Here is a 26914-nt window from a genome sequence, read left to right as displayed (position 1 = left end):
TTATGGGTTACTGCGTTCGCAGGACGACAGCGGAGTACGTTGTCAGCGCGGTGCCTTTCCACGCGCTCATTGCGAGCGCAGCGACGCAATCCAGAGCTCCGGCGGGAGGTTGGATTGCGTCGTCGCTGCGCTCCTCGCAATGACGGAGGAGGCAGGACCGTCCTACAACACGTTCTTCGCCCCCGGAATCTGCCTGAGCACCCAGGTCGCGCCCCAGCTCAGCAGCATGCTGCCGACAAAGGCGATCGTCGCCTTGGCGATGGCGGGCAGGCCGAAGTCGAACAGCCAGTACTGGATCCACAGCACGATCGGATAGTGCACCAGGAACATGCCATAGGCGTCGGCCTGCATGCGATCGAGCACGGAGAATTCCGAGCGGCGGTTGTTGAGGAAATAGGACAGGATCGCAAACAGGATCGCGGCGCTGAAGATGACGAACAGGAAGCCATAGGCTGCCTCGTACCATTGCGGCAACACGGGGGGATTGCCCAGCACCTGGCGCTTGATCGTGATGAGCACCCAGAGCAGCGCATAGGGCACCAGCGTAACCACGATCCAGGCCCCGAGTCCGCGCTGCGACATCTGCCCTTCTGCGGCCAGCAGGCCACGTTCGACATTGGCCGAGCCGATGCCAGCCCCGACGTAGAAATAGGCGGCGTAGAGCAGGACGCGGCTGGCCTGCACCGAGAGCGGTCCGGCTTCGAACCAGAACGTCGGGCCGAAATAGAGCCGGGACGGGATGTAGAGTCCGCCTGTGATCAGCAGGAAGGCAAAGAAGAAGTCGCGCGGATGCTCGAAGGCGCGCTGCGACAGCCGATTGATCGGATCCAGCAGGCGTGGCGAGACGCGGTACAAAAGGGCTGCCGAGGTGTCGAACGCCAGCAGCACCCAGATGAACCAGATCGGCCCGCTCGGCCATGGACCGACCGTGACCGTCTTCCACCAGAAGGCAGCGAAGGTGGCGTCCGGATTGGCGCGCAGCTCGATCGCGTAATAGGCAAGCGGAATGACGGTCAGGGCTGCGATGGCGAACGGCAGGCCAAGGCGCAATAGCCGGTCACGCAGGAACTGCAGCGTCGACTTGTGAGCAAGGCCCGACCACACGAACAGGCCCGACAGAAAGAAGAACATGGCCATGAAGAAGCTGTCGGTGGCCAGCACGATGGCATCGAAGCCGAGGAAGAACGTCGGATCGGTGTGCCCGAAATAGGTATAGGGAATCACGGCGTGGTGGAGCAGCACCACCAGCGTCAGGAATGTCCGGGCGTGATCGAGCGCGGCGTTGCGCGCCCGGGCGCGCGGGCGGGCCTGAAGCTCGATCTTCGCGGCCGCCGCCGATTGTGTAACCGATATGACCATACGCCCCCCGGCGTCGCTGCTGCCCGGCCCGTGCAGCGGATGGGACGTTCGCATCCCCCTCGCCGCGGGGCGTCATGCAAACGTCGTCCAAGGCTGCGCGAGCCGGAATGAGTGGATGAGCTCGTGTGACCTATGGCACCGTCATTCGCTGGAGTCGCCCGCAAGCGGGCGAATGACGGCGCCGGACTACCAGATGTCGTCTTTGGTGCTGCAAATCAGCAAGTGCCGCGGTCCGCAAGCCGGTTTCTCACACATGCCGATTTCCGCTCCCGATATCCTTACGAACCGACGACCTATGAAGTTACGGCCGGGACGGTCGTGGGTTGCGCATTTCTTCGGCGCCGGGACCGATGGCCGAAGGAACCGGTTCCCCGCCTCATCGTTAGTGAGGCGCCGCGCCGGCACGGCGCAGAACCGGAGGACCATACCGTGACACTTCTCAAATGGGCGCTGCTGTTCTTCGTGATCTCGGTGGTGGCCGGTATTCTCGGCTTCACCGGCATCTCGGCAGCTTCCGCCGACATTGCGCGGATCCTGTTCTATATCTTCCTGGTGATCTTCCTCGTGCTCCTGATTCTCGGGCTTACGATTTTCAGAGTGTAGCACGCCATCAGGTCAGTGATCGAAACGACCGCCGCGCCGGTATGGCCTCGCGCCCGCCGCGCGGCGGGCTGTCACCGGGTTCAATCAGCTGCGACCTCCTCGATCCGCACCTTGTCCGGATAGAACGCCAGGTGGCCCGAGATCTCGGTCATCGCCGGGAAGGGCGCCTCGTAGCTCCAGATCGCATTGTCCAATGTCTTGCCGTTGGCGACGACGCTGAAATAGCTCGCATCCCCCTTGTACGGACAATGGGTGACACGATCAGTCTTCTGCAAGGCCGCCATGTTGGCGTCGGCCCGCGGCACGTATTGAACCGCGGGGTAGCTCGCTTCCTTCAGCGTCAACGCGCGGGTGGTGTCGGCAATCACGACCCCGTCGGCGATCACTCGTACGCGTTTCGGGTTGGGGGTGACGGTGATCGGATGATCCGGTCCTGGAAGCTTCATGTCGTCGTCCTCACGATTCGGCCTCTTGGGTGCGTCACCCAGTCGACGTATGTCATCTGATCCCGGTATATAGTGGTTCCGCGCGTGACCTCGAAAGCAGTTCGCGCTAGATTTCACTATCACGGTCCCGCGAGAACGCCTTGATTCGCCGTGCTCGGCGGGCCACTGATGGGAGCTGCAGCCAAGCCGCGGCCCTGCGGGCTACATCGTCCACGGGATGCCGCGCTGCCCGACACAAGGAGATGCACTGGGATGCCCATGGATGCCCACGATATCGAGCAGATGATCAAGTCTGCCATCCCTGACGCCCAGGTGACGATTCGCGATCTCGCTGGCGACGGCGACCACTACGCCGCGACGGTGATCTCGGAATCGTTCCGCGGCAAATCCCGCGTGCAGCAGCACCAGCTCGTCTATCAATCGCTGCGTGGCCAGATGGGTGACGTGCTGCATGCTCTGGCGCTGCAGACCGGGGTACCGGACCAGCACTGACCATTCAGCGGCAGATCGCGCAGCACGCATCCGGGGGAGATGGCGGTGGACAATCCGCGTGGTGCGCTGTTTCGCGTCATCGAGCCGAACCGGCACAGCCGGGTCACGTTCGTCGAGCTGTTCTTCGATCTCGTCTTCGTCTACGCGGTCACGCAGATCTCGCACTATCTGATCGGCCATTTCTCGCCGCTCGGCGCCGCCCAGACGGCCGTTCTGTTTCTCGCGGTCTGGTGGGTGTGGGTCTACACCGCCTGGGTGACCAACTGGCTCGATCCCGAGAAGGCGCTGGTCCGAAGTCTCCTGTTCGCGCTGATGCTTGCGGGCCTCGTTCTGTCGATGTCGATCCCGCGGGCGTTCGAGGACCGCGGCCTGTGGTTCGCCATGGCCTACGCCGCCATGCAGGTCGGCCGGACCGCGTTCTGGCTGACCGCGACGCCGCCGCAGCGATTGGCCGTCCGCCGCAACGCCGCCCGCATTCTCTCCTGGCTCAGTGCCTCCGCCGTGCTCTGGCTGCTCGGCGGCCTTGCCGAGGGGCCGGCGCGGATGGGGCTGTGGGGGGCGGCGCTCACCCTGGAATATGTGTCACCAGCCGTCCGCTTCTGGGTCCCCGGGCTCGGTGCATCCACCGTCGAGGACTGGATGGTCGAAGGCGGCCACATGGCGGAGCGCTGTGCGCTGTTCATCATCATCGCGCTCGGCGAATCCATCGTCGTCACCGGCGCGACCTTTGCCGAGCTCGACTGGACCGCAGCCAACATTGCCGCCTTTGCCAGCGCCTTCATCGGCACGGTGGCGATGTGGGCGGTGTATTTCAACCGCGGCGCTGAGGCGGGATCGGAGGTGATTTCGCAGTCGGCGCAATCCGGGCTGATGGCGCGCTCGGCCTACACCTACTTGCACATGCCGATTGTCGCCGGCATCATCGTTTCGGCGGTGTCGGACGAGATCGTCCTGAAGCACCCCCTCGGGCATACCGACCTGAATGCGGCGGCGACGACGATCGGCGGTCCGTTCGTGTTTCTGCTCGGGACCATCCTCTTCAAGTTCAACATCCGCGGTTTCCTGCAGCTATCGCACGGCGCTGGCCTGCTGGCGCTGATCGGGCTCGGCTGGTTCGCGACCGAATTGTCGCCGCTCGTGCTTTCGGCGCTGACGAGCGCGCTACTGGCGATCGTCGCGCTGTGGGAGACGCTGTCGTTGCGGTCGAAGCCGGAGCCTCACGCTTCGGCGACGAGCGCCTGAACCGAGAACATCTTCTCGGCATCCGTCCACACGGTCTGGACTTTCCAGCCGGAGCCGCGGGCCAGCGCGCCGAAGCGCTCGATGCTGTATTTGTAGCTGTTCTCGGTGTGGATGCTCTCGCCGGCCCGGAACGAGAGGGTGGTGCCGAGCAACCGCACGGTCTGCGGCTTCCGGGCGACCAGATGCATCTCGATGCGGTGCTGCTCGCGATTGTAGATCGCGCGGTGAACGAAGGCGGAGAGGTCGAAATTGCCGCCGAGCTCCCGGTTGATCCGCAACAGCAGATTGAGATTGAAGCGCGCGGTCACGCCGGCGGCGTCGTTGTAGGCGGCATGCAGGACGCGTTCGTCCTTCTCGAGGTCGACCCCGACGATCATCAGCGCGCCGGTCCCGAGGATCTCGCGTGCCGAGCGCAGGAAGCGGCAGGCCTCGTGCGGCTCGAAATTGCCGATCGTCGATCCCGGAAAGAAGCCGACCTTCGGCTTGCCTTCGATGGCGTCAGGTAGTTTGAACGCCGTGGTGAAGTCGGCGATGACAGGGTGCACGGCAAGCTGCGGGAAGTCGCGGCGCAGGCTGTCGGCCTGTGCGGTCAGGAACTCGCCGGAGATATCGACCGGCACATAGGCCGCAAAGCGGCAGCTCTCCAGCAGCAGCCGCACCTTGGTGGTGGCTCCGGCGCCGAACTCGACCAGCGCGGCGTCGTCGGGAATGATCGCAGCGATCTCGGCACCGCGATCCCTGAGGATGCCGAGCTCGGTGCGGGTCGGATAGTACTCCGGCAGGCGCGTGATCTGCTCGAACAGGTCGGATCCGGCGGCGTCGTAGAAATATTTCGGCGATAGCTGCTTGGGCTGCCGGGTGAGGCCTGCGACCGCGTCTGTCGCAAAGGCCGACGTCTTGTCGTCGGGGAGATGGGCGTCGAGCAGCGCGTTGACGTGCACGTTCATGATACTCTCCTGGACGCGCACACACGCGCGACTGTCGGGCAACGAATGCTGATGGCTCAGGCGTAGTCCGCGAGCCGGAGCCCGGTGAACTGCCAACGATGATGCGGATAGAAGAAGTTGCGATAGCTGACGCGGCTGTGGCCTGCCGGCGTCGCGAGCGACGAGCCGCGCAGCACCAGCTGATTGACCATGAACTTGCCGTTGTACTCGCCGAGCGCGCCTTCCATGGCACGATAGCCGGGATAGGGGCTGTAGGCGCTGCGGGTCCACTGCCAGACGATGCCGAAGGCATCGTTGAGCTGGTTGGCGCGGGCGGCGACCTCCCACTCCATCTCGGTCGGCAGATGCTTGCCGCGCCAGCGCGCGAACGCGTCGGCCTCGTAGTAGCTGACGTGGCACACTGGTGCATCCGGATCGACCGGCCGCAGTCCGCCCAGCGTCATGATGCGCCATTCGCCCTCGACCTTGTACCAATGCCCGGGAGCCTGCCAGCCCTCGCGGCTGGCGGCGGCGAAGCCGTCCATGAGCCAGAGCGTGGCGGTCCGGTAGCCGCCGTCATCCATGAAGGCGAGCCACTCGGCATTGGTGACGAGATTGCGCGCGATCCCCACCGGCCCGACGAGCGCGCGATGGGCTGGCTCCTCATTGTCGAAATGGTAACCATCGCCGGCGTGCCCGACCGTATGGATGCCCTCGGGCAGGCGAACCCAATCCTCGCCCGTTGCCGCTGGCGCAGGGAAGATCCAGGATGGATCGTAGGCTGGGGCCGTCGGGTTCTGCGCGAACGCATGCAGGATGTCGGTGAGCATCAACTCCTGATGCTGCTGCTCATGGTTGAGACCGACCTCCACCAGCGGCGCCACCGCGGCCAATGTGGCAGGCTCGGCGCTGCCCAGGAAGTCGACGATCGCCGCATCGACATGCCGCCGATACGCCGTGACGTCGGCCGCGCCCGGACGGGTGATCAGGCCGCGCTCGCCCCGCGTGTGGCGCGGGCCGGCACTGACGTAATAGGAATTGAACAGGTACGCGTAATCGGCGTGAAAAGGCGTATATCCCCGGCAGTGCTCGCCCAGCACGAACTGCTCGAAAAACCAGGTCGTATGGGCGCGGTGCCATTTGGCCGGACTGGCGTCCGGCATCGACTGGATGACCTGATCCTCCGGGCTCAGCGGCGCCGAGCGCCGCTCGGTCTCGCCCCGAACGGCGAGGTACGCCTCGATCAGGCGCCCGGCGAGGGAGCCGGACCTGGTCTGAAGCGCATCAGTGACGGGGATCGGGGCCGTAGCGGAGGCAGAACTGGTCACGAGAGTCTCCGTTTGCCAGCAGAAAACGATGTTCGACGGAACAAGTTCCTTTCGACAGTTCGTCCTAAATAGGGGCTTGGTTACGGGATGAAACCCTCGTGGCGGCTATAATATTGCTGCCGTCAGCCTATGGTCCGGCCGGGGGCCCGGGGCGCGGGCCGATCCTCGGCATTTTACTTTGGTTGAACAACGGTTTGCGCTACATATAAAGAAGTGACGGTCGGCCGCGGACGAAGTCCGTCCGGTGGCGATCAGCGCGCACCGAGCCCCAGGCGTTCCTTGAGGCGCCCTAGAGGAAGCGAAGATGAGCATTGAGCAATTCATTGACAATGAAGTGAAGTCAAACGATGTCGTCCTGTTCATGAAGGGGACGCCGCAGTTTCCGCAATGCGGATTTTCCGGCCAGGTCGTGCAGATCCTCGACCATGTCGGCGTCGGCTATAAGGGCCTCAACGTGCTCGAATCCGCCGAGCTGCGCAACGGCATCAAGACGTTCTCGAACTGGCCGACGATTCCGCAGCTCTATGTGAAGGGCGAGTTCGTCGGCGGCTGCGATATCGTGCGCGAGATGTTCCAGAGCGGCGAGCTGCAGCAGCTGTTCACCGACAAGGGCATCCCGGTCGGCACGGCGGCCTCCGCCTGAGCTCCGCACCGCACCAGCAGACAACACGGCGTTGACGCCATCATCAACGCCGTGAACTGGTCTTTGCTCAGCAGACGGCCGCCGAGCTCGGCGCGCATCGCGAGCGATGCGCACCGATTGATTTAGAGACGCTCGCGCCATGATCCTCATGCGCCGCGAACGATCTCCCTGACGTGGCCGACTGTCTCTTCGATCATGGCCGCGCTCACGTCGAGATGGGTGCAGGCGCGGATGCGGCCGTCCATCATCGCGAGCAGCACGCCGCGCTTGCGTAGTTCATTCACCATCTTGTCGCCGGCGACGCCGGCGCCGTCGGGCTTGAAGAACACCAGATTGGTCTCGGGCTCCTGGACCTCGACACCCTGGATCTGCGACAGCCCGCGCGCCAGCGCCCGCGCATTGGCGTGATCCTCGGCGAGCCGGTCGACGTGATGATCGAGCGCGTAGATGCAGGCGGCTGCGACGATTCCTGCCTGGCGCATCGCGCCGCCGAGTCGCTGCTTCCAGCGCCAGACTTCGTCGATGAAGGCGGCGCTGCCGGCGAGCACGCCGCCGATCGGCGCGCCCAGCCCCTTGGAGAAATCGATCCAGGCCGAATCCCAGCCGGCGGCCATCTCGGCCGCCGGAATGCCGGTGGCGACAGTGGCATTGAGCAGGCGGGCGCCGTCCATATGCGTCGCCATGCCCTGTGACTTCGCAATCTGCACGATCTCGTCGAGATCAGTCTTCTTCCAGATCGTGCCGCCGCCGATATTGGCGGTCTGCTCGACGCTCACCACGGTCTGCGGCGGCTGATAGCGGCTGCGCGGATGCAGCGCGGCGCGAAACGTCTCCGGCGTGAACTGCCCGTCGGGGCCCTTCAGCTGCGTCACTTGGAAACCACCGAGCGCCGCATGCGCGCCGCCCTCGCGCGAGATGATGTGCGCGGTCTCATGCGCCAGGATCTCGTCGCCGGGGCGGCAATGCACCAGCGTCGCGGCGACGTTGCACATCGTACCCGACGGCATCAGCACCGCGGCCTCCTTGCCGAGCAGCGCAGCGACGCGGGCGGTGAGCTCGTGCACGGTCGGATCGTCGCCGATCTGCTCGTCGCCGACCTCGGCCCGCGCCATCGCTTCGCGCATCGCTTGTGTCGGGCGGGTCTGCGTGTCCGACAGCAGATTGACGCGCACGGGCGGCGCCTTGGGATCGCGCGGGGGCGGGGTGTAATACATCGGCAGTCCTCGTTCGCTTATCACGACCGGACCTTACCCAACTCGCGTCCTCCCCGCAAAACGCCTGCTCGATTACGCCGCGCGCGGCGGGTTAAGCCAGATGTCCGGCCGCCGCAACGGCTTGTTCTCGATTGGCTCGGCGACCAGCGGCGGCGCCTCGGTGCAGTCGAACACCCAGGGGTCCATCGGGCTCTGTCGCGACGGTGAAAGAAGCAGCGCTGCGCCCGGCCGCTGCCGCTTGACGTTCCAGCCCATGTTCACCGCGGCCCAGCCGACCAGCATGGTGTGCCATTCGTCGGTGAGCTCGCGCGAGTCGTCGAAACAGTGGAGGAGCTCGAGCGCATAGGGATCATGGCGAAGCTGCGCGTCGGCAAAGGTGAGCCCGGTGCCGACATGGCGGATCACATGGGCTGTCGCATCGGACTGGACGTGCCAGCAGGAGCGTTCGAGGATGTCGAAGACAGTCGAGGGATAGACGCCATCGTTGAAGCGATAGCGGACGCCGGAGGTCCGTGCGCGTAACGGCGGAGCGGTGAGCGGCGGCGCCCGCAACGGCGGCAGAGGCGGGGCGCCGACCGCATCGGTCGGCAACGCACCAAAGATGATATTGCGCCTGTTGAACTCCATGGCGAACGCCCCGCTACTTTACAACTGCAGACAGTGAATCACGGGACGGATTCGCTGTCAGCCCAGGTTGGGGCGATTTCGTGGCAGGTGTGGCATTCGGGAATCGGTTCGCCCCATCCGAAAGGAAGCCCAAAAAGAAAGGCCCCGGCGCGTGCCAGGGCCTTCGGATTATCAGATGTGATCGGAGCAGAGCTCCGTCAAGATCAGCGCGAGTAGAACTCGACGATCAGATGCGGCTCCATCTGCACCGCGAACGGCACGTCCGACAGCGCCGGGATACGGATGAACTTCGCGGTCATCTTGCCGTGATCGGCCTCGATGTAATCGGGGACGTCGCGCTCGGCGAGCTGGCTCGCTTCCAGCACCACGGCGAGCTGCTTCGAGGCTTCCTTGACCTCGATCACGTCGCCCGGCTTGACCTGGTAGCTCGCGATGTTGACCTTGCGGCCGTTCACCTTGATGTGGCCGTGGTTGATGAACTGGCGGGCGGCGAACATCGTCGACACGAACTTGGCGCGGAACACCACGCTGTCGAGACGGCGCTCGAGCAGGCCGATCAGGTTCTCGCCGGTGTCGCCCTTGAGGCGACCGGCCTCGACATAGATGCCGTGGAACTGGCGCTCGGAGATGTTGGCGTAATAGCCCTTGAGCTTCTGCTTGGCGCGCAGCTGCACGCCGAAGTCGGAGAGCTTGCCCTTGCGGCGCTGGCCGTGCTGGCCGGGGCCGTATTCACGACGGTTGACGGGGCTCTTCGGGCGGCCCCAGATGTTCTGGCCCATGCGGCGATCGATCTTGTACTTCGCCTCACTGCGCTTAGTCATCGCGTCCTCTTCGATCAAGTTAGGGATTGAGGAAACGCGCCCTCCTGTGTGTCCGGGAAACCCGGTCCACCGACAGGCCCCTCCCCAAAGCATGAAGGGAGAAGGCCACGGGTCGCGAAACGCAACGCGGGCCGAAAGCGGCCCGCGAGCAGGGGGTTCTTAGGCGAGAAACTGCCGGCTTGTCAAACCGCAACCGCCGCTTTTGCCGGCAAAATCACCCTTTCGGCCCCTTCAGGACGGTCATTTTCCGCCGCCCCGCCTCGCATCCCGGGTCAGCCTCCGCCGGCCCGCGCCCGGGAACCGGGCGGGCCCGCAGTTCGGCCGCGATCTCCCCGTTCAGCACCTGTTCGAGCCGGATCGCCGTCCGGGCGATCATGGCACCGTCGGTAACCCGGTGATCCCAGCGGATCAGGATGGCAATCGTCTGGTCCGGCCCGACGACGTCGTAATTGATGATGAACGGTCCCGGGCTCAGGGCGAGGAGCTGGCCGCCGCCGCACGCGGCGACGCTGGTGACCGAGAAATTGCCGAACCAGTTGGCGCGCTGGCGGCCGAAATTCAGCCCGACCCACCAGGCGAACCGGCGCAGCGGCAGCGGCAGCCGGGTCGCCCGCATGATCTTACGGAACATGGCGACGTCCCCGACCGGCGCCTCCTTGCCCTGCCGGATGACCGCGTCGATCTCGGCCAGCGACATGGCTTCGGGGGCGGAGACGCGCTGCGGCAGCACGCAATCCTCGCCATTCTCGACCCGGGCAATGGTGACGGTGGCGACGCTGCGCGGCAGCTCGTAAAGGCAGCGCCGCGGCCAGCCGGTATAGAGCGTGCGCAGGACCGGCTCGTCACGGGCGACCAGGGCGAACGCCTTGACGAAGATCGCGGCGAAACCGGGCGGGTGGACGGCCGCGGCGCGGGCCTCCAGCAGCGGACCGATCTGGATCGTCCGGGCCAGCGATACGAACGGCACGCCGCGCGAGGCATGCATCAGATCGATGATCAGACGGCGGTGCAGCGAAATCGGCCTGGTCGTTCCGCGCATCCTGGACCTGTCGCTCCCGTTCGTTCTGCTTGGCCTGATCCGGCTCCCCGGCGGCGGCTGCTGTTAACACCGCAGGCCGGGTTACGGAAGCGCCGCTCTAGGGTGCCGGTGCGGCCGGCGGCCCGAGCACGGCCCGTGCCACGCCCAAAATCGTCTTCTTCGTCATGGGCTTCGCCTCCAATCCTGCTTTTCGTTTGGAACGTGAAGCGGCACGGACTCAGCGCTTGATCCCCTCGAAGCTTGCGGCAATGCCGCGCTGGAACAGGGACCAGTCGAAGCCGAGCGCCAGCGCGACGTAGCCGCGCGCGATCATCGCATTGGCCTGATCGGCGCTGCGCGCGGCGCCGCCGATCGGCACGCCCGATCTGAGGATGCCGGCCTCGGCGCGGGCGATGAGGGATTTCACCAGGGGATCATCGAGTTGCCCGCGCTTGTTGATCGAGGTCGCGAGATCGCCCGGGCCGATCACCGCGATGTCGATGCCGGGCGTGGCCATGATCTCGTCGATGCGCTCGACCGCTTCGACATGCTCGATCGTGACCATGCAGATCATGTCGTCATCGGCCGTCGCCATGTAATCCGCCATCGACACGTTCCAGTGGAACGGCGCGTGGAACGGACCCCACAGGCGGTCGCCGCGGGGTGGGTAGCGCACGCTGCGCACCGCCTTCTCGGCGTCCGCTCGGCTCGAAATCATCGGGAAGTTGATGCCGAGCGCGCCGAGGTCCATCGGCGCCTTCGCCAGATGCGGCTCGTTGGCGGCGATCCGCACCAGCGGCACGCAGGGCGTGCCCGCGGTGGCGGTGATCATCGCGTGCGCGGTGGAGAGATCGATCGGCCCATGCTCGAGGTCGACGATGATCCAGTCGAGCTGTTGCGCCATGATGCGCACGGTCTGGATGCTCGGGATGGTGGCGATGGCGCCGAACGTCGGCCGCTTGTCGCGCCAGGCCTGCTTGAGGCGGTTGAGCCGTTGGGGCGGTGCGGACATCGGCGGTCTCCGTCAGGCCGGGACGCGGCCGCCGAAATAGGGCGTGAGCGCGCGGCCGAGCTGATGTGGCTTGTTCGAGGTGAAGATCATGGTGGCGCCGCCATCGTCGGCGTCGCCAGCCGGGGGGCCCAGCAGGTCGACGACGCGGCGCGCGATCGCCGGTGCCGGATCGATCCAGGTGACGGGCCAGGGCGCCAGGCGTTCGAGCCGGTCGAGCAGCAGCGGATAATGCGTGCAAGCGAGCACGACCGTGTCGGTGCGATCAGCGGGATCGGCGGCGTCGCCCACGAAGCAGGGTGCGATCTCGGCGGCGATGGCCGCGTCGCTGACCTGCGTTCCGCTGAGCGCGGCCTCCGCCAGTGACGCAAGCTCCGGCGAGCCGACCAGGGTGAGGTTGCAGCCTTGCGCAAAATCGCGGATCAGCGCGTGGGTATATTCGCGCTGCACGGTCGCCTTGGTGCCGAGCACGGAGACGCGCCTGGTCTTTGACTGCGCGCAGGCCGGCTTGATCGCCGGCACGGTGCCGACGAAGGGCGTGGGGTAGGCGGCCCGCAGCGGCGCCAGCGTCTGCACGGAGGCAGTGTTGCAGGCGATCACGACGAGGTCGGGCCGGTGCGCGGCGATCAGCTCGCCCATCAGCGGCACCACGCGGGCGACCAGCGCCCGCTCGCTGTGATGGCCGTAGGGAAAGAAGGCGTCGTCGGCGACATAGACGTAGTGGGCGTCAGGCCGCGCCCGCACCACCTCGCGCAGCACGGACAGGCCGCCGAGGCCGGAGTCGAACACGAGAATCGTAGGGCGATGGGTCACGCGGCGAGTGTACCGGAATGGGAGGGGCGATTCAGTCGGTTTTTCTGCGGGGTTTGGCGGCAGTGAGGCGCTTGGGTGTGTTCCAGCGGCAGAAGGGAAGGTTCAAAAACGCGCATGTGGGCCAAGCTGGCCATCCAGAAACCGATGTCCTCCCGGCGAACGCCGGGATCCATGACCACCGGCGGAAATTGGCGCCAAGGCCGTCCGCTCCAGCGTGCCTCAAACAACCGCCGCGGCGTAGGGGTCCCGGGTCGGCGCCGCGCCAACGCTTGCGCGTTGCCGCAGCTTGCCGGACGACAGCGGAAATGAAAGCGACATTGCGAGCGCAGTGTTCAGCCCGGAGACGTCGCTGACGGGTGTTCGGGGACATAGTTGACAGTTGTGGGGTCGCGCAGATCAATCGCTGCGCTCCTCGCAAGGACGGCGGTGAGACATGGGCAAAACATGCATTCTCATTCTCGCACCCGCTTTCGCGTCCGAGTGTTGCTCATCTGGTCGCCCTCCTAACAATGAGGGCGCGGGAAAGGCCGGGTGCCGGTCGCACCCATGGCCCGCCTGCGAAAAAAATGCAGGCGGCAGGAACCACAGGTACGGGCCGGATCATCCCGGCCTTCCCCGCGCAATGGTTTGAACGGCTTATACGTGATCTCCCCGGGGATCGGCTTTCTTGCCCCCGTCGCCAGCGCGCTCGTCGAACTTGCAGCGCCAGCTTGGCATCAGCACCGGGATGCCAGGACCACACGACTTCGCCGTACGCATCGGATCGTTCGTCGGCATGATCGCTCACGCTGCAACCCGATACGCCCACCGCATCCCGCACCCAACGCTCGTGACGATCGCGATGCGCCCCTCAAGTGGGACGGGATGCGACACCATAACATTGAATTCTGAAAAACGGAAGAGAAAAATTCGGATTTACTGACGGCACCATCCGGCCGGGGTGGGATGAGCCGAGACGGCGTCAGGCCACGGCGATTTTTCAGTTACATTAGCATTGACTAATTGATTAGTGGTTGCTATTCTTTTCCTATGATCCAGCCTGAAACCGTTACGGCCGTCATGCGCGCGCTGGCCGACCCCACGCGGCGCGCGGTGTTCGAGCGCATCGTCAATTCCGACGAGATCACCGTCGTCGAGCTCACGCGCGGCAGCACCGTCACGCAGGGCGCCATCTCGCAGCATCTGAAATCCCTGAAGCAGGCCGGCCTGGTCTGCGAGCGCCCCGAGGGGCGCAAGGTCTATTACCGCGCCGAGCCCCGCGGCCTGGAGCCGCTGGCCGACTGGATGAGCCATTACGGCGTGTTCTGGCGCGACCGCTTCGCCAATCTGAGAAACCTGCTGAAGGACATCGATCCATGAACCAAGCCGTGAATGCCAAGACGCAGGCCATCGTCGTCGAGGACATCTTTCCTCATGCGCCGGAGATCATCTGGAAAGCCCTGACCAATGGCGACCTGATCGGCCGCTGGCTGATGGCGCCCAAGGGCTTCGAGCCCGTCACGGGCAATCGCTTCACGTTTCAGACCACGCCGGCGGGCCAATGGGACGGCACCATTCACTGCGAGGTGCTGGAGGTCGTGCCGAACGAGCGGCTGTCCTACGCGTGGAGGGGTGGCCACGACAGCAATGTCGGCTACGGCGCGAAGCTGGAGACGGTGGTCACCTTCAGCCTGACCAGGGCCGACACGGGCACGCGCCTTCGCCTGGTGCATTCCGGCTTCGTGCTGCCGGCCAACGAGACGGCGTATCGCAAGATGGGCGAGGGCTGGAAGACGGTGGTCGAGAAGCTCGATCAGATCGTCGCCGAGCAGGCGTCATCGCAGCGGCCGCATTGAACAAGGAGAGCGACATGACGAATTCCTTTGCCGGCGGCTGCGCCTGCGGCGCAGTCCGCTACGAGATCACGGGCGAGCCGGCTGTGATGCTGGACTGCCAGTGCCGGCAATGTCAGCGCGACAGCGGCACCGGGCATCAATCGCATTTGACCTTCGTCGCGGCGGAGGTGAAGGTCGACGGCGAGGTGTCGCACTGGCAGACCACAGGCGACGGCGGCACCGTCAAGCGGCGCGCGTTCTGTCCGACCTGTGGCTCGTCGATGCACCTGACGTTTCCGGCGATGCCCGATGTGTTCATCGTCACGCCCGCAAGCCTCGACGATCCCAGCCGCTACCGACCGCAACTGGTGTCGTGGACCGCCGCCGGACATCCCTGGGATCACCTCGATCCGGCGCTGCCGAAATTCGAGACGATGCCGCCGCGGTGAGTGGGGCGCCGCGGCGACGAGGCTGGATTGCCACCGCAAAGCTCTCGTCAACTGCGCTTGAGGTGTTGCGCGGATCGTTTCCGAATCGTCATGGCCGGGCCTGTCCCGGCCATCCACGTCGTCCTGCGCGCTCCGAACGACGTGGATGCCCGGGACAAGCCCGGGCATGACGGAGTAACAAATGGACGGTCGTTATGGCCGCCTGGTCCATTCTTCAAATGCGATAGCCTTGACTATCACCCGCTCCTCCCAATGAAATTTGACGAGCCACAGACCCGAAGCGCCGGCGCGGACGTTCAGGGCTCTGAGGTTTGAGCTGGTGTTTTGGAGGAGATCCGCATGGCGCCAGAGTGTGCGCAGTCGACCGTGTACTTCGATGGATCCTGTCCGCTGTGTCGGGCGGAGATCGGCTATTACGGCCGGACCGATCAGGCGGGTGCGCTGTGTTTCGTCGACGTCTCCAAACCAGGCGCGGAAACGCCGGATGGCGTGACCCAGCAACAGGCGATGGCGCGGTTTCATGTGCGTGCCAGTGACGGGCGCCTGCTCTCGGGCGCTGCGGCGTTCGTCGAGATCTGGCGCCGTCTGCCGCGTTGGCGCTGGGCGGCGCGTGTGGCCTCGATGCCGGGCGCGCTGGCGGTCCTGGAGTTCGGCTACAGGCTGTTTCTTCCCGTGCGGCCATTGATCTCGCGCGGCCTGGGCCGCATCCTGCAGCATGGGAAGCAGGAGGGACGCGGAGCGTGACCGGGCAGGCTGGCGGCACGATGTCGCGCTTTCTCAACTGGTTCTTCCGCAATCGCGCGACCGGCGAGATCACGATCGCCCAGATGCCGAACCCGGCGCTGTGGATCGTGCTGGTGGGAAGCCTCGTGGGCTGGGCCTTGCACCCGCCGGGTCGGACGGGCGCGAATCTGGATTGTCTGGTGAAGGCCGGTCTCGTCGTCTGGGCCGTCGATGAGCTCGTGCGCGGCGTCAATCCCTGGCGCCGCTGTCTCGGGGCCGCCGTGCTGATCTACGAGGTCTCGACGTTGGGATGGACGTGAGCAGATGTGTGACGCGCCCCGATGATGTCGGTCGCTTGATATGCATCAACCGGCAAAGACGGCTGCTGACCGATTGTGGGCTATGAAGTCGTCCGGCCTCGATGGCATGGAGGTATCTCGGGCGTTCTGCGTAGGCCGTCGCCGGACAGGAACTGCGGCCTCATGAGTCCGACCACGATCAACGACGCGAGCGCTGCCGCGCGTCCGGAGCATCCGGGTGCCGCACCCGTGTTTCGCGCCCGCAAGCTCTCCAAGACCTACCGCATGGGCGAGGTCGAGGTGCATGCGTTGCGCGACGTCGATCTCGACATCTACGAGGGCGAGTTCGTGGTGCTGCTCGGCCCCTCGGGATCCGGCAAGTCGACCTTGCTCAACATTCTCGGCGGGCTGGACAGCCCGACCTCGGGCGAGGCGCAGTGGCGCGATCATCAACTGGTCGGCGCCGGCGATGCCGAGCTGACGCGCTACCGGCGCGAACATGTCGGCTTCGTGTTCCAGTTCTACAACCTGATCCCGAGTCTGACGGTGCTCGAGAACGTCGCGCTGGTCACCGAGATTGCCGACAGGCCGCTCGATCCGCGCGAGGTGCTCAAGCTCGTCGGGCTCGAGCGGCGGATCGACCACTTTCCCTCGCAGCTCTCCGGAGGCGAGCAGCAGCGCGTCGCGGTGGCCCGCGCCATGGTCAAGGCGCCCGACGTGCTGTTGTGCGACGAGCCGACCGGCGCCCTGGACTACGAGACCGGGAAGGTGGTGCTCGCCGCGATCGCGCGCGCCAACGCGCAGCTCGGGACGACCACGATCATCATCACGCACAATGCGGCGATCGCCGGCATGGCCGATCGCGTGCTGCGGCTCGGCGGCGGGCGCATCGTCGGCGAGGAGCGCAATGCACGGCGGCTGTCGGCCGAGGAGGTGCATTGGTGAGCCTGCTGGACCGCAAGCTGTGGCGCGACATCGGTGCGATGCGCGGGCAGGTGATCACGATCGCGCTGCTGGTGGCGGCCGGCGTCGCGGTGTTCGCAGGCTCGGTCTCGACCTATCTGTCCCTGCGCGACGGCTGCGAGCAGTTCTATGCCGATGGCCGGTTTCCGCAGATCTTCGTCACGCTGAAGCGGGCGCCGCTGGCGCTGGTGCCGCGACTGAGCTCCATCGCCGGCGTGGTCGCGGTCGAGCCGCGCATCGTGCGCGAGGTGATCGTCGACTGGCCGGCGGCGTCGCAGCCGGTCTCGGCGCGCCTGGTGTCGCTGAGCCGCGCGGGCGACGAAGCGCTGGCGCGTTTGCATCTGCGGCGCGGCACGGCGCCCGAGCCGGGGACCGCGCGCAGCGCCGCGGTCAATGAGGCGTTTGCCGAGGCCAATGGCGTCAATCCGGGCGACGACATCCGCGTGCTGCTCAATGGCCGCGTGCAGGGCTTCCGGGTCTCCGGCATCGCCTTGTCGCCGGAATATGTCTACGCGGTGAAGCCGGGATTGCCGATCCCCGACGATCGTCTCTACGCCATCCTGTGGGTCGACCGGAGCGCGGCCGAGGCCGCCTTCGATATGAAAGGGGCGTTCAACGACGCCGTGATCGCGCTCGCCCCGGGCGTCGATCCCAAGCCCGTGATCGAGGAGCTCGACCGGCTGCTCGAGCCCTATGGCTCGATCGGCGCGATCGCGCGGCGCGACCAGCCGTCGAACCGCTTTCTCGAGGACGAGTTGAACCAGCAGAAGGTGATGTCGATCACCATCCCCATCATCTTCTTCGGTGTCGCCACATTCCTGCTCAACGGCGCGCTCGGGCGGCTGGTCGCCGCGCAGCGCGAGCAGATCGCGGCGCTGAAGGCGCTCGGCTTTCCGACGCTGCGGCTCACCTTCCATTATCTCAAGCTGATGCTGGTGATCGTGCTGATCGGATCGGCGCTCGGCATCGCCGGCGGCGTCGGCTTCGGCCATGCCATGATATCGAGCTATCAGGGATTCTTCCGTCTGCCCGAGCTGCCATTCCGGCTGGCGCCCTGGGCGGCGGTGGCCGGCGTCGCGATCAGCGTCGCGGCGGGCGCGCTCGGCGTGGTCACGGCGCTTCAGGAGGTCGTCGGCCTTGCGCCGGCAGAGGCGATGCGGCCCGCGATGCCGCTGGGGTTCCGCCGCTCCTGGATCGAGCGCATCGTGCCCGGCACGGCGTTCGGCGCGCGGCGGATGATGATGCTGCGCAACGTCGCGGGGCGGCCGTTCCGTTCGCTGTTCACCATCATCGGCATCGCCTTCGCGGTGCCGATGATGGTGCTCGGGATCTTCTGGCGCGACGCCATCGGCGAGATGATCGAGCTGCAGTTCAACCTGGTCGAGCGCGGCAACGCCACGATCACGTTCATCCATCCGATGGACCGCGCGATCCTGCGTGACCTGGCGCGCCAGCCCGGCGTGCTCGCGATCGAAGGCCAGCGCATCGTTCCGGTGCGGCTGCGGGCCGGGCATCAGAGCTACCTCACCTCGGTGATCGGACTGGCGGCCACCGACGAGCTGCGCCGGCCGCACGATTCCGCACGTCGCCCGATCGTCGCGGCGCCCGATGGCATCACCCTGACCCGACGCCTCGCCGAGCGGCTGGCGCTGAGCGCGGGGCAGATCGTGACGGTGGAGGCGATGGAAGGCCGCCGGCGGCGGCGCGACCTGCCGGTGAGCGCCATCGTCGACGAGGCGATCGGCATGGCGTCCTACATGGACATCGACACGCTCAACCGCTTCACCGGCGAAGGCGCGGTGATCTCGGCGGCGAGCCTCCATGTCGAGCCGGCGGCGCTGGCCGCGCTCGGCGCGAGGTTCAAGAGCATGCCGAAAATCGAATCCGTCACCATGAAGGCCTACACCCTCGCATCCTTCATCGAGAAGATCGCGGGCCTCGTGTTCGTCACCGCCGGCATCCTCACCGGTTTCGCCGCGATCATCACCGTGGGCGTGGTCTACAACAGCGCCCGCATCAGCCTGCAGGAGCGCGCCTGGGAGCTCGCCAGCCTGCGCGTGCTCGGCTTCACCCGCGGCGAGGTCGCGGGCATCCTGTTCGGCGAGTTCGCGCTGGACATCGCGGTCGGGATTCCGCTCGGCCTGTTGCTGTCGCACGCCATCATCGGGCTGATCGCGCGGCTGCATTCCAGCGAGAGCTTTCAGATCCCGGGTGTGATCGCGCCGCGGACCTACCTGATCGCGACCGCGGTGGTCTTGGCCAGCGCCGCGATCAGCGCCATCATCGTTCGCAGGAGGGTGGATCGGCTCGATCTGGTCGCGGCCCTCAAGACCAGGGAATGAGCATGCCCCCCGTTTTGCGCCGCGTCGTCATCGTATCGAGCGTTCTGGCCGCGGCCGGCATCATCGCCTGGATGGTGATGCCGGGTCCGGTCCCGGTGGAGACGGCCGCGGTGACGAAAGGGCGGTTCGTTGCCACCGTCGATGACGACGGCAAGACGCGGGTGCGCCAGCGCTACGTCGTGGCGGCGCCGCTCGCCGGCCGTCTCGGGCGCATCCGCTTCAAGGCCGGCGACCAGGTCAAGGCCGACGACGTCGTCGCCACCATCACGCCGGCGCCGGCACCGCTGCTCGATCCGCGCTCCCGCCGCGAGGTCGAGGAGCAGCTCGGCGCGGCCGAAGCCAATGTCGAGCGGGCCAAGGAGGTGGTGGCGCGGGCGCAGGCGCAGAGCGCGCAGGCGAGCGCCGATCTGTCGCGCACGACGGCGCTGGCCGCCAGCGGCGCTGCGACGGCGCAGGCGCGGGAGCGCGCCGAGCTCGCGATGCGGATTGCCGAACGTGACCTGCGCGCCGCCGAATATGCCGACCATGCCGCCGAGCACGAGCTCAGCCAGCTCAGGGCGATGCTGGCGCGCTACGGGAGCAACACGGATACCGACGCGCCCGCGGATAGCTGGAACGTGACCGCACCGGTCGGCGGGCTGGTGCTGAAGGTGACCCAGGAAAGCGAAACGACGGTGCAGCCAGGCGCGGCGCTGCTCGAGCTCGGCGATCCCCGTGATCTCGAAGTGGTCATCGACGTGCTCAGCACCGACGCGGTCGAGATCCGTCCCGGCGCCGAGGTCACGATCGATCGCTGGGGCGGGGCGGGCCGCCTGTCGGGACGGGTTCGCCGGGTCGAGCCGGCGGCCTTCACGAAGATCTCCACGCTCGGCGTCGAGGAGCAGCGCGTCAACGTGCTGATCGACATCGTCTCGCCGGCCGAGCAATGGCAGCGGCTCGGCGATGCCTATCAGCTCGATGCGCAGATCGTCGTCTTCACGCAGGAGGACGCGACCATCGTTCCGACCGGCGCGCTGTTCAAGCGCGGTGACGACTGGTCGGTGTTCGCGCTGAAGGATGGGCGCGCCGAGTTGCGCACCGTCCGGCTCATCCGGCGCTCGGGCCGGTTCGCCGCCGTGGCCGACGGCGTCGCCAGCGGCGATGTCGTGATCATCTATCCCAGCGACCGGGTCGCCGCCGGCGTCAAGGTGGCGCCACGCTGACCTGCGGCCGCCGCAGAAGCGTTCCTCAGCGCTGCGACGCCAATTCTCTCAGCCGCGCATGACGCGCCAGCGCATGCGCGATCAGGCTGTCCATCAGCGCCGGCTGGGGCAGGCCGGTGGCCTCCCACATCTTCGGATACATGCTGATGTTGGTGAAGCCCGGCAGGGTGTTCACCTCGTTGACGTAGACCTCCTCGCCGTGGACGAAGAAGTCGACGCGCGCGAGACTCTCGCAGCAGAGCACGCCGAACACCTCGGTGGCCATCTTGCGGATGCGCGCGGCGAGCGCAGGTTCGACCTGCGCCGGGACGTGCAGCGAGGCGCCGGATGCGTCGGTGTACTTGGCTTCATAGGAATAGAAGCCGTGGCTGTCGGCGGGCACGATCTCGCCGAGCTCGGAAGCCGCCACCTTGCCGTCGGGATGCTCGAGCACGGCGCATTCGATCTCGCGCACCGGGCTGATGCAGCGCTCGATCAGGATCTTGCCGTCGAAGCGCAGCGCGAGGCGGCAGGCAGCGTCGAACTCCGCTTCGTTGCGCGCCTTGGAGATGCCGACCGAGGAGCCGAGATTGGCCGGCTTGACGAACAGTTCGGGCGAGCCCACCGCGGCGACCGCCGCCTCATAGCTCACCGCCGATGCGGCGGTCATGGTGACGAACGGCACGATCGGCAGGCCGGCGTCGCGCAGCAGGCGCTTGGCGACGTCCTTGTCCATCGCCGCCGCCGATCCCATGACGCGGCCGCCGACATAGGCAACATCGGCGAGCTCCAGCGCGCCCTGCACGGTGCCGTCCTCGCCGTTCGGACCGTGCAGCACCGGGAAGACGACGTCGAAGGCGAGCTCGCGCGAGGCGCCGTCGCCGATGACCAGCGCGCGGCCCTGGCCGGCCGGCAGCAGCACGATCTGCGGGCCGTCCGCGGGCACGGTCAGGGCCGCGCCTGTGCCGTCATTCGCGGCGTCGGCCAGCACCCAGCGTCCGTCGGTGGTGATGCCGATCAGCGTGACGGCGTAGCGGCCGGCATCGAGCGAGCGGACAATGTTGGCCGCCGAGGCGCGCGAGACGTCGTGCTCCGCCGAGCGCCCACCGAACAGGATCGCCACGCGCGTCTTTGTCTCTGTCATCGTCCTCGTCCAGCCCTGGTCCTTGCGGTGCGCGACCGTACAGCGAGACGTCGAGGCGTGGCAATTGAGCTGTTGTGCCGGTGGACAAGGCGGCGCCACTCAACGCCAGCCGATCCCGCCGTCCGAGCACACCGCCGTCGTTCCACCTGAATGCATGCAGCTGCGATAGAGCGGCGGCTCGGTGAAGCGGCCCGACCAGATGCCGCGGCCGGCGCGGCGGGCGGCGCGCTGATCGGCGGTGTAAACGCCGCGCGAATATTGCGGCTCCTCGACCGCGAGCCCGCGCGCCACCATGAACTGGCCGAGATCCGTCGCGCCGGCTGCGCAGCGCGCGACGATGCGGCCGTAGCGATCGCCATCGACCGGCAGGCAGCGCAGAACCTTGCCGCGCGTGAACGCGTCCAGCGTGTTGGCGGCCAGCGCGCCGCAACGATATGGCCTGCGGTCGCGGCCGCGGCAGAGCTGCGCGCTTTCGGGCGCGTCGATGCCCCACAGGCGAATGCGCTCGCCATGAATGTCCAGCGTGTCGCCATCGACGATGCTGACGCGGCCGACGAGCTCGGCGGCTGCGGCGGGGAAGCTGAGGAGAAGCGGCAGAACGAGGCAGGCGAGGCGGGGGAGGAGACGTCGCAAGATCGGCACCTGTGGCGCTGAGAGGGGCGTGATCGCTCGCTGCGCGAATCGATCGCGGATCATCCCGATCTATAGCGAAGTGGAGTTGCGCGATTGTGTGGCGAGCACCGCGACAGCAGCGGAGCGCAATCGGAGCAGGTCGTCGCGAGAGCGGTTCAGCGAAGGCCGGCGTCCGCGCGGCTGTCGGGTGCGCGCGCCGCGCGTTCGACCTCGGCGGCGAGCATGCTCAGATGCTCGGCCAGGCGCGCGAACAGCTCGCGCTTGTCGCGGTCGGTGGCGAGATCACGAATGAGGGCGCATTCTGCCGCGTCGGCCCGCAGCTTGTCCGGCTGGGTCATAAACTCTGACATGTTCCGCTTCCCTGCCGCGCCGGCAACAGTTCAGAACGGTGGATCTTCATGTTTGTTCCGGGTGTCGATGTATTTTTGCGAGTGCGGCGCTCGGTCCTGATCGGAGTACCTCCGCGGATCAGAGGCGACACACGACGCGCGCGGTTCGACTGTCTATCGTTCACCGGGCCACCATGTCGAGGCCGGATGTGCGGCCGAGATCTTGGTCTCGCGCAATGCCACCAGCGCGCTGCGCTTGTAGGGATGACCGCGAAGCCGCGAACAGTCCTGGCAGCGCATGTAGCGCTCGAGCTCATGGATCGGCGTCGTCTTGGCGCGCCTGATGACGTCGAGCGCGACCGTCTGATTGGTGTCGCAGCCGAGGCAGCGCACTTCGAGATAGTAGTAGCCCGCGTTCAGCGCATCGCCGAGCAGCGGCGACGGCTGCGCCGGTCCCTTGTAGCCGAGCATGCGCTTGTTCCAGGCGTCGCAGGCCAGACGATCCGCTTCCTTGCGTGCGCGCGCGGCCTGCTCCTGCGCGATGCGGATGCCGGCACCGTAGAGTCTCTCGCGCGATTTCGTCGTCATGGTCGCATGATCGACGCTGCGGCGCTCAGCGGCAAGCCGCTAGGATTAGCGCAACAAGAGGCGCTGGATACAAGCTCTCTTACGTGCAGCGCTCCGATACCATCGCCAATCAGTTCGTCGGCGCGGCCTGCGACGAACTGATCGTGCAACGTCCGGCATTCGTGCTACTCGGACGCGACGCGGAGTAGCACCGATGCCCTCGAGCAGCCCCGATGCAGCGCGCTTCACGCTATGCAGTGACGCATGTCTGTCACGATTGAATGGTGGCTTCTCCCACGGCGCGGCATGATGCGGTCCGGCGATGGTAAAAGGGACGGCTGAACGCAACGACACCGCAAAAGTTCCTAAAATTTTTGCACCTGAGTGGCAGTTCCTTCAGCTTGTTCCCGGCGGCGTCGGGCGATAGACGTTGCGCTCGGGGTCAGTCGTGCGAGTGGGTCAGCGTTTCTCAGATTGGATCGGTCGGGGCAGACAGTGGTCGGCGACCACGTTTCTGCTCACCACGTTTGCTGTCGCGATTTCGACCGCAGGCCGGATCGGGTTGGATTTCGCCGGCGCGACGCTGCCCTACGCGACCTTCTATCCCGCGGTCGTGTTCGCCGCGCTGCTCGGCGGCATTCCCGCGGCCATTTTTGCCGCCTGGCTCTCGGCCACGGTGGTGCTGGTGGGCTTCACCGACCGTCCTGATCATACCGAGGCGGTCAACCTCGTCGGGTTCCTGAGCACTGCGGCGCTGATCATCTGGCTTGCGCATCTCTGTCGCGGCGCGCTGATCGAGCTGAAGCGCAGCGAGCATGCGCGCGAATTGCTGCTCGGCGAGCTGAGGCACCGCGTGAACAATCAGCTCGCGCTGTTTCAGGCGATCGTCAGATCGAGCCTGTCGGGCGAGGATCGCGCCAAGGGAGAAGCGATCGCGCTGCGGCTCGATGCCGTCGCGCGCGCCAACAGTCTGGCCTGGTCGGATCACCGCCTGATGACCTTGCGCATGCTGCTCGACGTCGAGCTGCAGCCGTATCGCGCCTCCGGCGCGGTGACGGTCGAGGGGCCGGACATGCCGCTGGGGCCGGAGGCGGTGCGCAACCTCGCGCTGGTGTTTCACGAGCTCGCGACCAACGCCGTCAAATACGGCGCGCTGCGCGGCCCGGGCGGACGGCTCGAGCTGCAGATTGCGCAGGAAGGCGGCCGGGGCACCGTGGCCTGGCGCGAACTCGGTCCGCACCCGATCGAGCCGCCCGGGAAAGAGGGGTTCGGCACGCGCATGATCCGGGCAAGCCTTGCGGCGATCGGCGGCAGCATCGAGCAGGATTATCGCGACGAAGGTCTGGTCTGCCGGATCAGGTTCGAAGCGGCGATGTGACGGAGTGTCGTCGGTCGGTGTGCGGTTCCTCGCAGGCGTCGCATGTCTCGCGGCGCGCGGCATGGCTGCGATGCGAAACGCGCAGCAGCGCTGCCGCGTATGTGTTCGATGGAACGACGCGACATGCTGCTGCTGGCTGGATTGCTGCTGCTCTCGATCACCATCACCTGGGTTGGCACGGAGTATGTGCTGAACCATGTCGTGATCCCGCTGATCGATGACTGAGGGCCGCGTCGTTTGTCCGTCGCGCGGAACGCACTCGGCTTGATCGCCGGCACGAAACGCTTCACCATTCCCGTCAGAACAACAAGGCGGCGCCGCAGGGGCGGGAGACATCCGATGCAATGTTACGAGCTGCAGGGGCCCGGCGGAATCGATGCGCTGGCGCTGGTCGACAAGCCCGTGCCGCATCCGGGGCGAGGCGAGGTGCTGGTGCGGCTGACGGCGGCGAGCATCAACTATCGCGACCTGCTCACGGTGAGGGGCGGCTACGGCTCGCGGCAGAAATTTCCGCTGGTGCCGCTGTCCGACGGTGCGGGCGTGGTCGAGGCGGTCGGCGAGGGCGTCGCGGCGTTCGCGGCCGGCGACCGTGTCATCGGCAGCTTCTTCGAGAGCTGGACCGGCGGCGAGCCGAGCGAGGCGAAGATGCGCGCGGCGCTGGGCGGCGCCGTCGACGGCACGTTGACGCAGTATCGGGTGTTTCCGATGCAGGCGCTGGTGCGGACGCCGGCGCATCTCACCGACATCGAGGCTGCGACCTTGCCCTGCGCCGGCGTCACCGCCTGGAGTGCGGTGATCAAGCTCGGCGGCATCGGGCCCGGCCAGACCGTGCTGACGCAAGGCAGCGGCGGCGTCTCGATCTTCGCGCTGCAGATCGCGAAGATGGCCGGCGCGCGGGTGATCGCGACGTCGTCGAGCGAGGCCAAGATCGCGCGGCTGGCGGCGCTCGGCGCCGACGTGACGCTGAACTACAAGCAGGTGCCGGACTGGGGCAAGAAGGCGCGCGAGATCACCGGGCAGGGCGTCGATCTCGTGGTCGAGGTCGGCGGCGTCGGCACGCTGAACGAATCGATCCGCGCCACCCGGATCGGCGGCACCATCGCCTTCATCGGCGTGCTTGCCGGCGCCCCGGCCTCGGAGCTGCGGCTGCCGCTGATGGTGATGCAGCAGCAGCGGCTGCAGGGCGTCACGGTCGGCGCGGTCGATGATCTCCAGGCGCTGGCGAACGCGCTGGCGCTGCATCAGGTGAAGCCGGTGGTCGATCGCGTGTTTCCGTTCAGCGAGGCACGCGAGGCGTTCCACTACATGGCGAGCGGCGCGCATCTCGGGAAGGTCGCGATCGCGATCGGGTGAGGCGTGGTTTGCTCGCTCCGCGTAGCCCGGGCGAGCGAAGCGACCCCGGGCAACCGTCCCCGCATGTCGCTGCGCTCATGCGGGCTACGACGCTTCCCGATCTTTCGTGACCGCCTTGCGCACCGGCATCGTCATTGCGAGCACGCCGATGATGATGCAGCCGAGCCCGATCCACGCCGTCGGCGCGAGGTGCTCGCCGAGGCCGGCGACGGCGATCGCAACGCCGATCGGCACCCGCAGATAGGATTGCGCGGTCGCGCCGATCGAGCCGAGCGTCTGCACCAGGCGGAAATAGATCACCATCGCGGCGGCGGTCGAGACGGTCGCGAGCGCGGTCAGCGCCAGCACCGAGCGCAGCGACGGTGCCAGCGCCCATGGATGGTCGACGACGAGCGCGACTGGTATCAGCACCGCGGCGCCCGACAGCAGCGATCCCGCGGCCGGCAGCATCGGATCGAGCCCCTTGAAGCTCTTGCCCAGGATCGCAGCGCCGGCATAGCAGATGGTGGCGGCGACGATCGCGAGCTGGGCCCATAATTGCTGGCCAAGCCCGTGCAGCGCCTCGACGCCGACGATGAGGCTGGTGCCGGCGAGGCCGGCCGCGACGCCGATCAGCTTGCGCAGCGTGACGGGCTCGTGGCGCGTGACCAGCGCGGTCAGAAGGAAGGTGAAGATCGGCGAGGTCGCGTTCAGGATCGTGGCGAGGCCTGCCTCGATGGTGCGCTCGGCCCACGCGATGAGCGTGAATGGAACGACGCTGTTGAGGCCGGCCTGGATCAGAAAGCGTTGCCAGATCCTGCGCTCGCGCGGCCAGGCGAGGCCGCGGCTGCGGATGATCGCGGCCAGCAGCAGCCCCGCAATCAGCGTGCGCGCGGCGATCAGGGTCAGTGGCGGGATCGTCTCGACGCCGATCCTGATCAGGGTGTAGGAGGCGCCCCACAGGGTGGAGAGCAGAAGCAGGAGGGCGAGGTCTCGGAGGAGGTCGGAGCTGCGCTGCATATGGGCCTCGCGGACGGAGAGGGAGCCCTTCTCCTAGCCGCTGGCCGCGCGCGACGTTTCGATAGGGAGCGAACTGTTCCCTTGGAGTTCGAAGCGCACGCCAGTCTGGTTCGCGCACTGCGCCCCTGGATCGCTTCGCTGGCGCTCGCGATGTCGGAGCTTGGAGGGCTTCCGGTGCCCACCACCGGCGTCATTGCGA

At 66.7% G+C, this 26914-nt stretch carries 29 protein-coding genes; 14 read left to right on the top strand and 15 right to left on the bottom strand.

The genetic code is table 11. The features are described from left to right. Positions 1-162: 162 nt before the first annotated feature. Positions 163-1359 carry an acyltransferase family protein gene (locus ACQR2C_RS06510; RefSeq protein WP_316183080.1) on the bottom strand — a complete coding sequence of 399 codons (1197 nt, stop codon included), beginning with the start codon at positions 1357-1359 and terminating at the stop codon, positions 163-165. Positions 1360-1788: 429 nt separating this feature from the next. On the opposite strand from ACQR2C_RS06510, the gene ACQR2C_RS06505 reads away from it, so the two are divergent. Continuing rightward, positions 1789-1962, top strand: coding sequence for a DUF1328 domain-containing protein (locus ACQR2C_RS06505; RefSeq protein WP_009031962.1), 174 nt, complete (start codon positions 1789-1791; stop codon positions 1960-1962). A gap of 80 nt (positions 1963-2042) precedes the next feature. On the opposite strand, the gene ACQR2C_RS06500 is transcribed toward ACQR2C_RS06505, so the two are convergent. Beyond that, positions 2043-2408 carry a DUF427 domain-containing protein gene (locus ACQR2C_RS06500; RefSeq protein ID WP_316183081.1) on the bottom strand — a complete coding sequence of 122 codons (366 nt, stop codon included), beginning with the start codon at positions 2406-2408 and terminating at the stop codon, positions 2043-2045. 252 nt (positions 2409-2660) lie between these two features. On the opposite strand from ACQR2C_RS06500, the gene ACQR2C_RS06495 reads away from it, so the two are divergent. Both ACQR2C_RS06495 and ACQR2C_RS06490 read left to right on the top strand, forming a co-directional pair. Then, positions 2661-2900: a BolA family protein gene (locus ACQR2C_RS06495; RefSeq protein WP_431334545.1), complete on the top strand. Its 240-nt coding sequence runs from the start codon at positions 2661-2663 to the stop codon at positions 2898-2900. Positions 2901-2939: 39 nt separating this feature from the next. Continuing rightward, positions 2940-4142, top strand: coding sequence for a low temperature requirement protein A (locus ACQR2C_RS06490; RefSeq protein ID WP_434880734.1), 1203 nt, complete (start codon positions 2940-2942; stop codon positions 4140-4142). On the opposite strand, the gene egtD is transcribed toward ACQR2C_RS06490, so the two are convergent. After that, positions 4118-5089 carry an L-histidine N(alpha)-methyltransferase gene (gene egtD, locus ACQR2C_RS06485; protein ID WP_434880733.1) on the bottom strand — a complete coding sequence of 324 codons (972 nt, stop codon included), beginning with the start codon at positions 5087-5089 and terminating at the stop codon, positions 4118-4120. The two genes, ACQR2C_RS06490 and egtD, sit on opposite strands and share 25 nt — an antisense overlap. Before the next feature lie 56 nt (positions 5090-5145). Beyond that, the gene (egtB, locus tag ACQR2C_RS06480; RefSeq protein WP_434880732.1) at positions 5146-6396 is read right to left on the bottom strand and encodes an ergothioneine biosynthesis protein EgtB; all 1251 of its coding nucleotides are present in this window, start codon (positions 6394-6396) and stop codon (positions 5146-5148) included. 304 nt (positions 6397-6700) lie between these two features. Here egtB and grxD point away from each other — a divergent pair, with 304 nt between their 5' ends. After that, a complete protein-coding gene (gene grxD / locus ACQR2C_RS06475; protein WP_006609190.1) occupies positions 6701-7039 on the top strand; it encodes a Grx4 family monothiol glutaredoxin in 339 nt (112 codons plus the stop codon). A 146-nt stretch (positions 7040-7185) separates the two neighbouring features. Here grxD and ACQR2C_RS06470 read toward each other — a convergent pair whose 3' ends face one another. The 6 genes from ACQR2C_RS06470 to murI form a co-directional block, all read right to left on the bottom strand. Continuing rightward, entirely contained in the window at positions 7186-8253 is a 1068-nt protein-coding gene (locus ACQR2C_RS06470) for a threonine aldolase family protein (RefSeq protein ID WP_434880731.1), read from the bottom strand. Positions 8254-8325: 72 nt separating this feature from the next. Then, complete coding sequence (locus tag ACQR2C_RS06465) at positions 8326-8880, bottom strand: hypothetical protein (RefSeq protein WP_434880730.1); 555 nt, start codon at positions 8878-8880, stop codon at positions 8326-8328. A 203-nt stretch (positions 8881-9083) separates the two neighbouring features. Continuing rightward, the gene (rpsD, locus tag ACQR2C_RS06460; RefSeq protein WP_434880729.1) at positions 9084-9701 is read right to left on the bottom strand and encodes a 30S ribosomal protein S4; all 618 of its coding nucleotides are present in this window, start codon (positions 9699-9701) and stop codon (positions 9084-9086) included. Positions 9702-9915: 214 nt separating this feature from the next. Next, positions 9916-10740, bottom strand: a complete 825-nt coding sequence (locus tag ACQR2C_RS06455) for an acyltransferase (protein WP_434880728.1) — start codon at positions 10738-10740, stop codon at positions 9916-9918. 217 nt (positions 10741-10957) lie between these two features. Then, entirely contained in the window at positions 10958-11731 is a 774-nt protein-coding gene (locus ACQR2C_RS06450) for an HpcH/HpaI aldolase family protein (protein WP_316215934.1), read from the bottom strand. Positions 11732-11743: 12 nt separating this feature from the next. Then, a complete protein-coding gene (gene murI / locus ACQR2C_RS06445; protein WP_316215935.1) occupies positions 11744-12541 on the bottom strand; it encodes a glutamate racemase in 798 nt (265 codons plus the stop codon). 1029 nt (positions 12542-13570) lie between these two features. On the opposite strand from murI, the gene ACQR2C_RS06440 reads away from it, so the two are divergent. The 8 genes from ACQR2C_RS06440 to ACQR2C_RS06405 all read left to right on the top strand — a co-directional run bounded on the left by ACQR2C_RS06440 (position 13571) and on the right by ACQR2C_RS06405 (position 20333). Then, entirely contained in the window at positions 13571-13900 is a 330-nt protein-coding gene (locus ACQR2C_RS06440) for an ArsR/SmtB family transcription factor (protein ID WP_434873125.1), read from the top strand. Beyond that, complete coding sequence (locus ACQR2C_RS06435) at positions 13897-14376, top strand: SRPBCC family protein (protein ID WP_434880727.1); 480 nt, start codon at positions 13897-13899, stop codon at positions 14374-14376. Before ACQR2C_RS06440 ends, ACQR2C_RS06435 begins: the two co-directional genes overlap by 4 nt. Before the next feature lie 14 nt (positions 14377-14390). Further along, positions 14391-14804: a GFA family protein gene (locus ACQR2C_RS06430; protein ID WP_434880726.1), complete on the top strand. Its 414-nt coding sequence runs from the start codon at positions 14391-14393 to the stop codon at positions 14802-14804. 339 nt (positions 14805-15143) lie between these two features. After that, complete coding sequence (locus ACQR2C_RS06425; protein WP_434880725.1) at positions 15144-15548, top strand: thiol-disulfide oxidoreductase DCC family protein; 405 nt, start codon at positions 15144-15146, stop codon at positions 15546-15548. A 20-nt stretch (positions 15549-15568) separates the two neighbouring features. Then, complete coding sequence (locus tag ACQR2C_RS06420) at positions 15569-15847, top strand: hypothetical protein (RefSeq protein ID WP_315801380.1); 279 nt, start codon at positions 15569-15571, stop codon at positions 15845-15847. Positions 15848-16009: 162 nt separating this feature from the next. Beyond that, complete coding sequence (locus ACQR2C_RS06415) at positions 16010-16771, top strand: ABC transporter ATP-binding protein (RefSeq protein WP_315801187.1); 762 nt, start codon at positions 16010-16012, stop codon at positions 16769-16771. Next, positions 16765-19131, top strand: coding sequence for an ABC transporter permease (locus tag ACQR2C_RS06410; protein ID WP_434880724.1), 2367 nt, complete (start codon positions 16765-16767; stop codon positions 19129-19131). The genes ACQR2C_RS06415 and ACQR2C_RS06410 overlap by 7 nt, the downstream gene beginning before the upstream one ends. Positions 19132-19133: 2 nt before the next feature. Beyond that, positions 19134-20333, top strand: a complete 1200-nt coding sequence (locus ACQR2C_RS06405; RefSeq protein ID WP_434880723.1) for an efflux RND transporter periplasmic adaptor subunit — start codon at positions 19134-19136, stop codon at positions 20331-20333. Positions 20334-20358: 25 nt separating this feature from the next. Here ACQR2C_RS06405 and ACQR2C_RS06400 read toward each other — a convergent pair whose 3' ends face one another. The 4 genes from ACQR2C_RS06400 to ACQR2C_RS06385 all read right to left on the bottom strand — a co-directional run bounded on the left by ACQR2C_RS06400 (position 20359) and on the right by ACQR2C_RS06385 (position 23006). Next, the gene (locus ACQR2C_RS06400) at positions 20359-21456 is read right to left on the bottom strand and encodes a D-alanine--D-alanine ligase family protein (protein WP_434880722.1); all 1098 of its coding nucleotides are present in this window, start codon (positions 21454-21456) and stop codon (positions 20359-20361) included. Positions 21457-21555: 99 nt separating this feature from the next. Continuing rightward, entirely contained in the window at positions 21556-22092 is a 537-nt protein-coding gene (locus tag ACQR2C_RS06395; RefSeq protein ID WP_316216114.1) for a thermonuclease family protein, read from the bottom strand. A 152-nt stretch (positions 22093-22244) separates the two neighbouring features. Beyond that, complete coding sequence (locus ACQR2C_RS06390; RefSeq protein ID WP_316183092.1) at positions 22245-22439, bottom strand: hypothetical protein; 195 nt, start codon at positions 22437-22439, stop codon at positions 22245-22247. 153 nt (positions 22440-22592) lie between these two features. Further along, positions 22593-23006 carry a hypothetical protein gene (locus tag ACQR2C_RS06385; RefSeq protein ID WP_315801182.1) on the bottom strand — a complete coding sequence of 138 codons (414 nt, stop codon included), beginning with the start codon at positions 23004-23006 and terminating at the stop codon, positions 22593-22595. Between the two features lie 409 nt (positions 23007-23415). Between ACQR2C_RS06385 and ACQR2C_RS06380 the strand changes: the two genes are divergently transcribed. After that, the gene (locus ACQR2C_RS06380; RefSeq protein ID WP_315801181.1) at positions 23416-24363 is read left to right on the top strand and encodes a sensor histidine kinase; all 948 of its coding nucleotides are present in this window, start codon (positions 23416-23418) and stop codon (positions 24361-24363) included. A 339-nt stretch (positions 24364-24702) separates the two neighbouring features. Then, a complete protein-coding gene (locus tag ACQR2C_RS06375; RefSeq protein WP_434873129.1) occupies positions 24703-25716 on the top strand; it encodes a zinc-dependent alcohol dehydrogenase family protein in 1014 nt (337 codons plus the stop codon). Between the two features lie 84 nt (positions 25717-25800). Here the strand turns inward: ACQR2C_RS06375 and ACQR2C_RS06370 are convergent, their stop codons facing one another. Then, complete coding sequence (locus ACQR2C_RS06370) at positions 25801-26715, bottom strand: DMT family transporter (protein WP_434880721.1); 915 nt, start codon at positions 26713-26715, stop codon at positions 25801-25803. Positions 26716-26914 lie beyond the last annotated feature (199 nt).

The organism is Bradyrhizobium sp. HKCCYLRH3061, assembly GCF_051168015.1.
Lineage (GTDB): Bacteria > Pseudomonadota > Alphaproteobacteria > Rhizobiales > Xanthobacteraceae > Bradyrhizobium.
This window is presented reverse-complemented; position numbering and strand designations above follow the sequence as displayed.

Bases quoted from the DNA above. Each gene is read 5' to 3' on its own strand.
- grxD (WP_006609190.1), top strand. From the start codon at position 6,701: ATGAGCATTGAGCAATTCATTGACAATGAAGTGAAGTCAAACGATGTC.
- ACQR2C_RS06415 (WP_315801187.1), top strand. From the start codon at position 16,010: ATGAGTCCGACCACGATCAACGACGCGAGCGCTGCCGCGCGTCCGGAG.
- ACQR2C_RS06500 (WP_316183081.1), bottom strand. From the start codon at position 2,408: ATGAAGCTTCCAGGACCGGATCATCCGATCACCGTCACCCCCAACCCG.
- egtD (WP_434880733.1), bottom strand. From the start codon at position 5,089: ATGAACGTGCACGTCAACGCGCTGCTCGACGCCCATCTCCCCGACGAC.
- ACQR2C_RS06510 (WP_316183080.1), bottom strand. From the start codon at position 1,359: ATGGTCATATCGGTTACACAATCGGCGGCGGCCGCGAAGATCGAGCTT.
- ACQR2C_RS06450 (WP_316215934.1), bottom strand. From the start codon at position 11,731: ATGTCCGCACCGCCCCAACGGCTCAACCGCCTCAAGCAGGCCTGGCGC.
- ACQR2C_RS06400 (WP_434880722.1), bottom strand. From the start codon at position 21,456: ATGACAGAGACAAAGACGCGCGTGGCGATCCTGTTCGGTGGGCGCTCG.
- rpsD (WP_434880729.1), bottom strand. From the start codon at position 9,701: ATGACTAAGCGCAGTGAGGCGAAGTACAAGATCGATCGCCGCATGGGC.
- ACQR2C_RS06405 (WP_434880723.1), top strand. From the start codon at position 19,134: ATGCCCCCCGTTTTGCGCCGCGTCGTCATCGTATCGAGCGTTCTGGCC.
- ACQR2C_RS06375 (WP_434873129.1), top strand. From the start codon at position 24,703: ATGCAATGTTACGAGCTGCAGGGGCCCGGCGGAATCGATGCGCTGGCG.
- ACQR2C_RS06425 (WP_434880725.1), top strand. From the start codon at position 15,144: ATGGCGCCAGAGTGTGCGCAGTCGACCGTGTACTTCGATGGATCCTGT.
- ACQR2C_RS06455 (WP_434880728.1), bottom strand. From the start codon at position 10,740: ATGCGCGGAACGACCAGGCCGATTTCGCTGCACCGCCGTCTGATCATC.
- ACQR2C_RS06385 (WP_315801182.1), bottom strand. From the start codon at position 23,006: ATGACGACGAAATCGCGCGAGAGACTCTACGGTGCCGGCATCCGCATC.
- ACQR2C_RS06465 (WP_434880730.1), bottom strand. From the start codon at position 8,880: ATGGAGTTCAACAGGCGCAATATCATCTTTGGTGCGTTGCCGACCGAT.
- ACQR2C_RS06495 (WP_431334545.1), top strand. From the start codon at position 2,661: ATGCCCATGGATGCCCACGATATCGAGCAGATGATCAAGTCTGCCATC.
- ACQR2C_RS06430 (WP_434880726.1), top strand. From the start codon at position 14,391: ATGACGAATTCCTTTGCCGGCGGCTGCGCCTGCGGCGCAGTCCGCTAC.
- ACQR2C_RS06435 (WP_434880727.1), top strand. From the start codon at position 13,897: ATGAACCAAGCCGTGAATGCCAAGACGCAGGCCATCGTCGTCGAGGAC.
- ACQR2C_RS06390 (WP_316183092.1), bottom strand. From the start codon at position 22,439: ATGTCAGAGTTTATGACCCAGCCGGACAAGCTGCGGGCCGACGCGGCA.
- ACQR2C_RS06470 (WP_434880731.1), bottom strand. From the start codon at position 8,253: ATGTATTACACCCCGCCCCCGCGCGATCCCAAGGCGCCGCCCGTGCGC.
- ACQR2C_RS06420 (WP_315801380.1), top strand. From the start codon at position 15,569: ATGTCGCGCTTTCTCAACTGGTTCTTCCGCAATCGCGCGACCGGCGAG.
- ACQR2C_RS06490 (WP_434880734.1), top strand. From the start codon at position 2,940: ATGGCGGTGGACAATCCGCGTGGTGCGCTGTTTCGCGTCATCGAGCCG.
- ACQR2C_RS06370 (WP_434880721.1), bottom strand. From the start codon at position 26,715: ATGCAGCGCAGCTCCGACCTCCTCCGAGACCTCGCCCTCCTGCTTCTG.
- ACQR2C_RS06440 (WP_434873125.1), top strand. From the start codon at position 13,571: ATGATCCAGCCTGAAACCGTTACGGCCGTCATGCGCGCGCTGGCCGAC.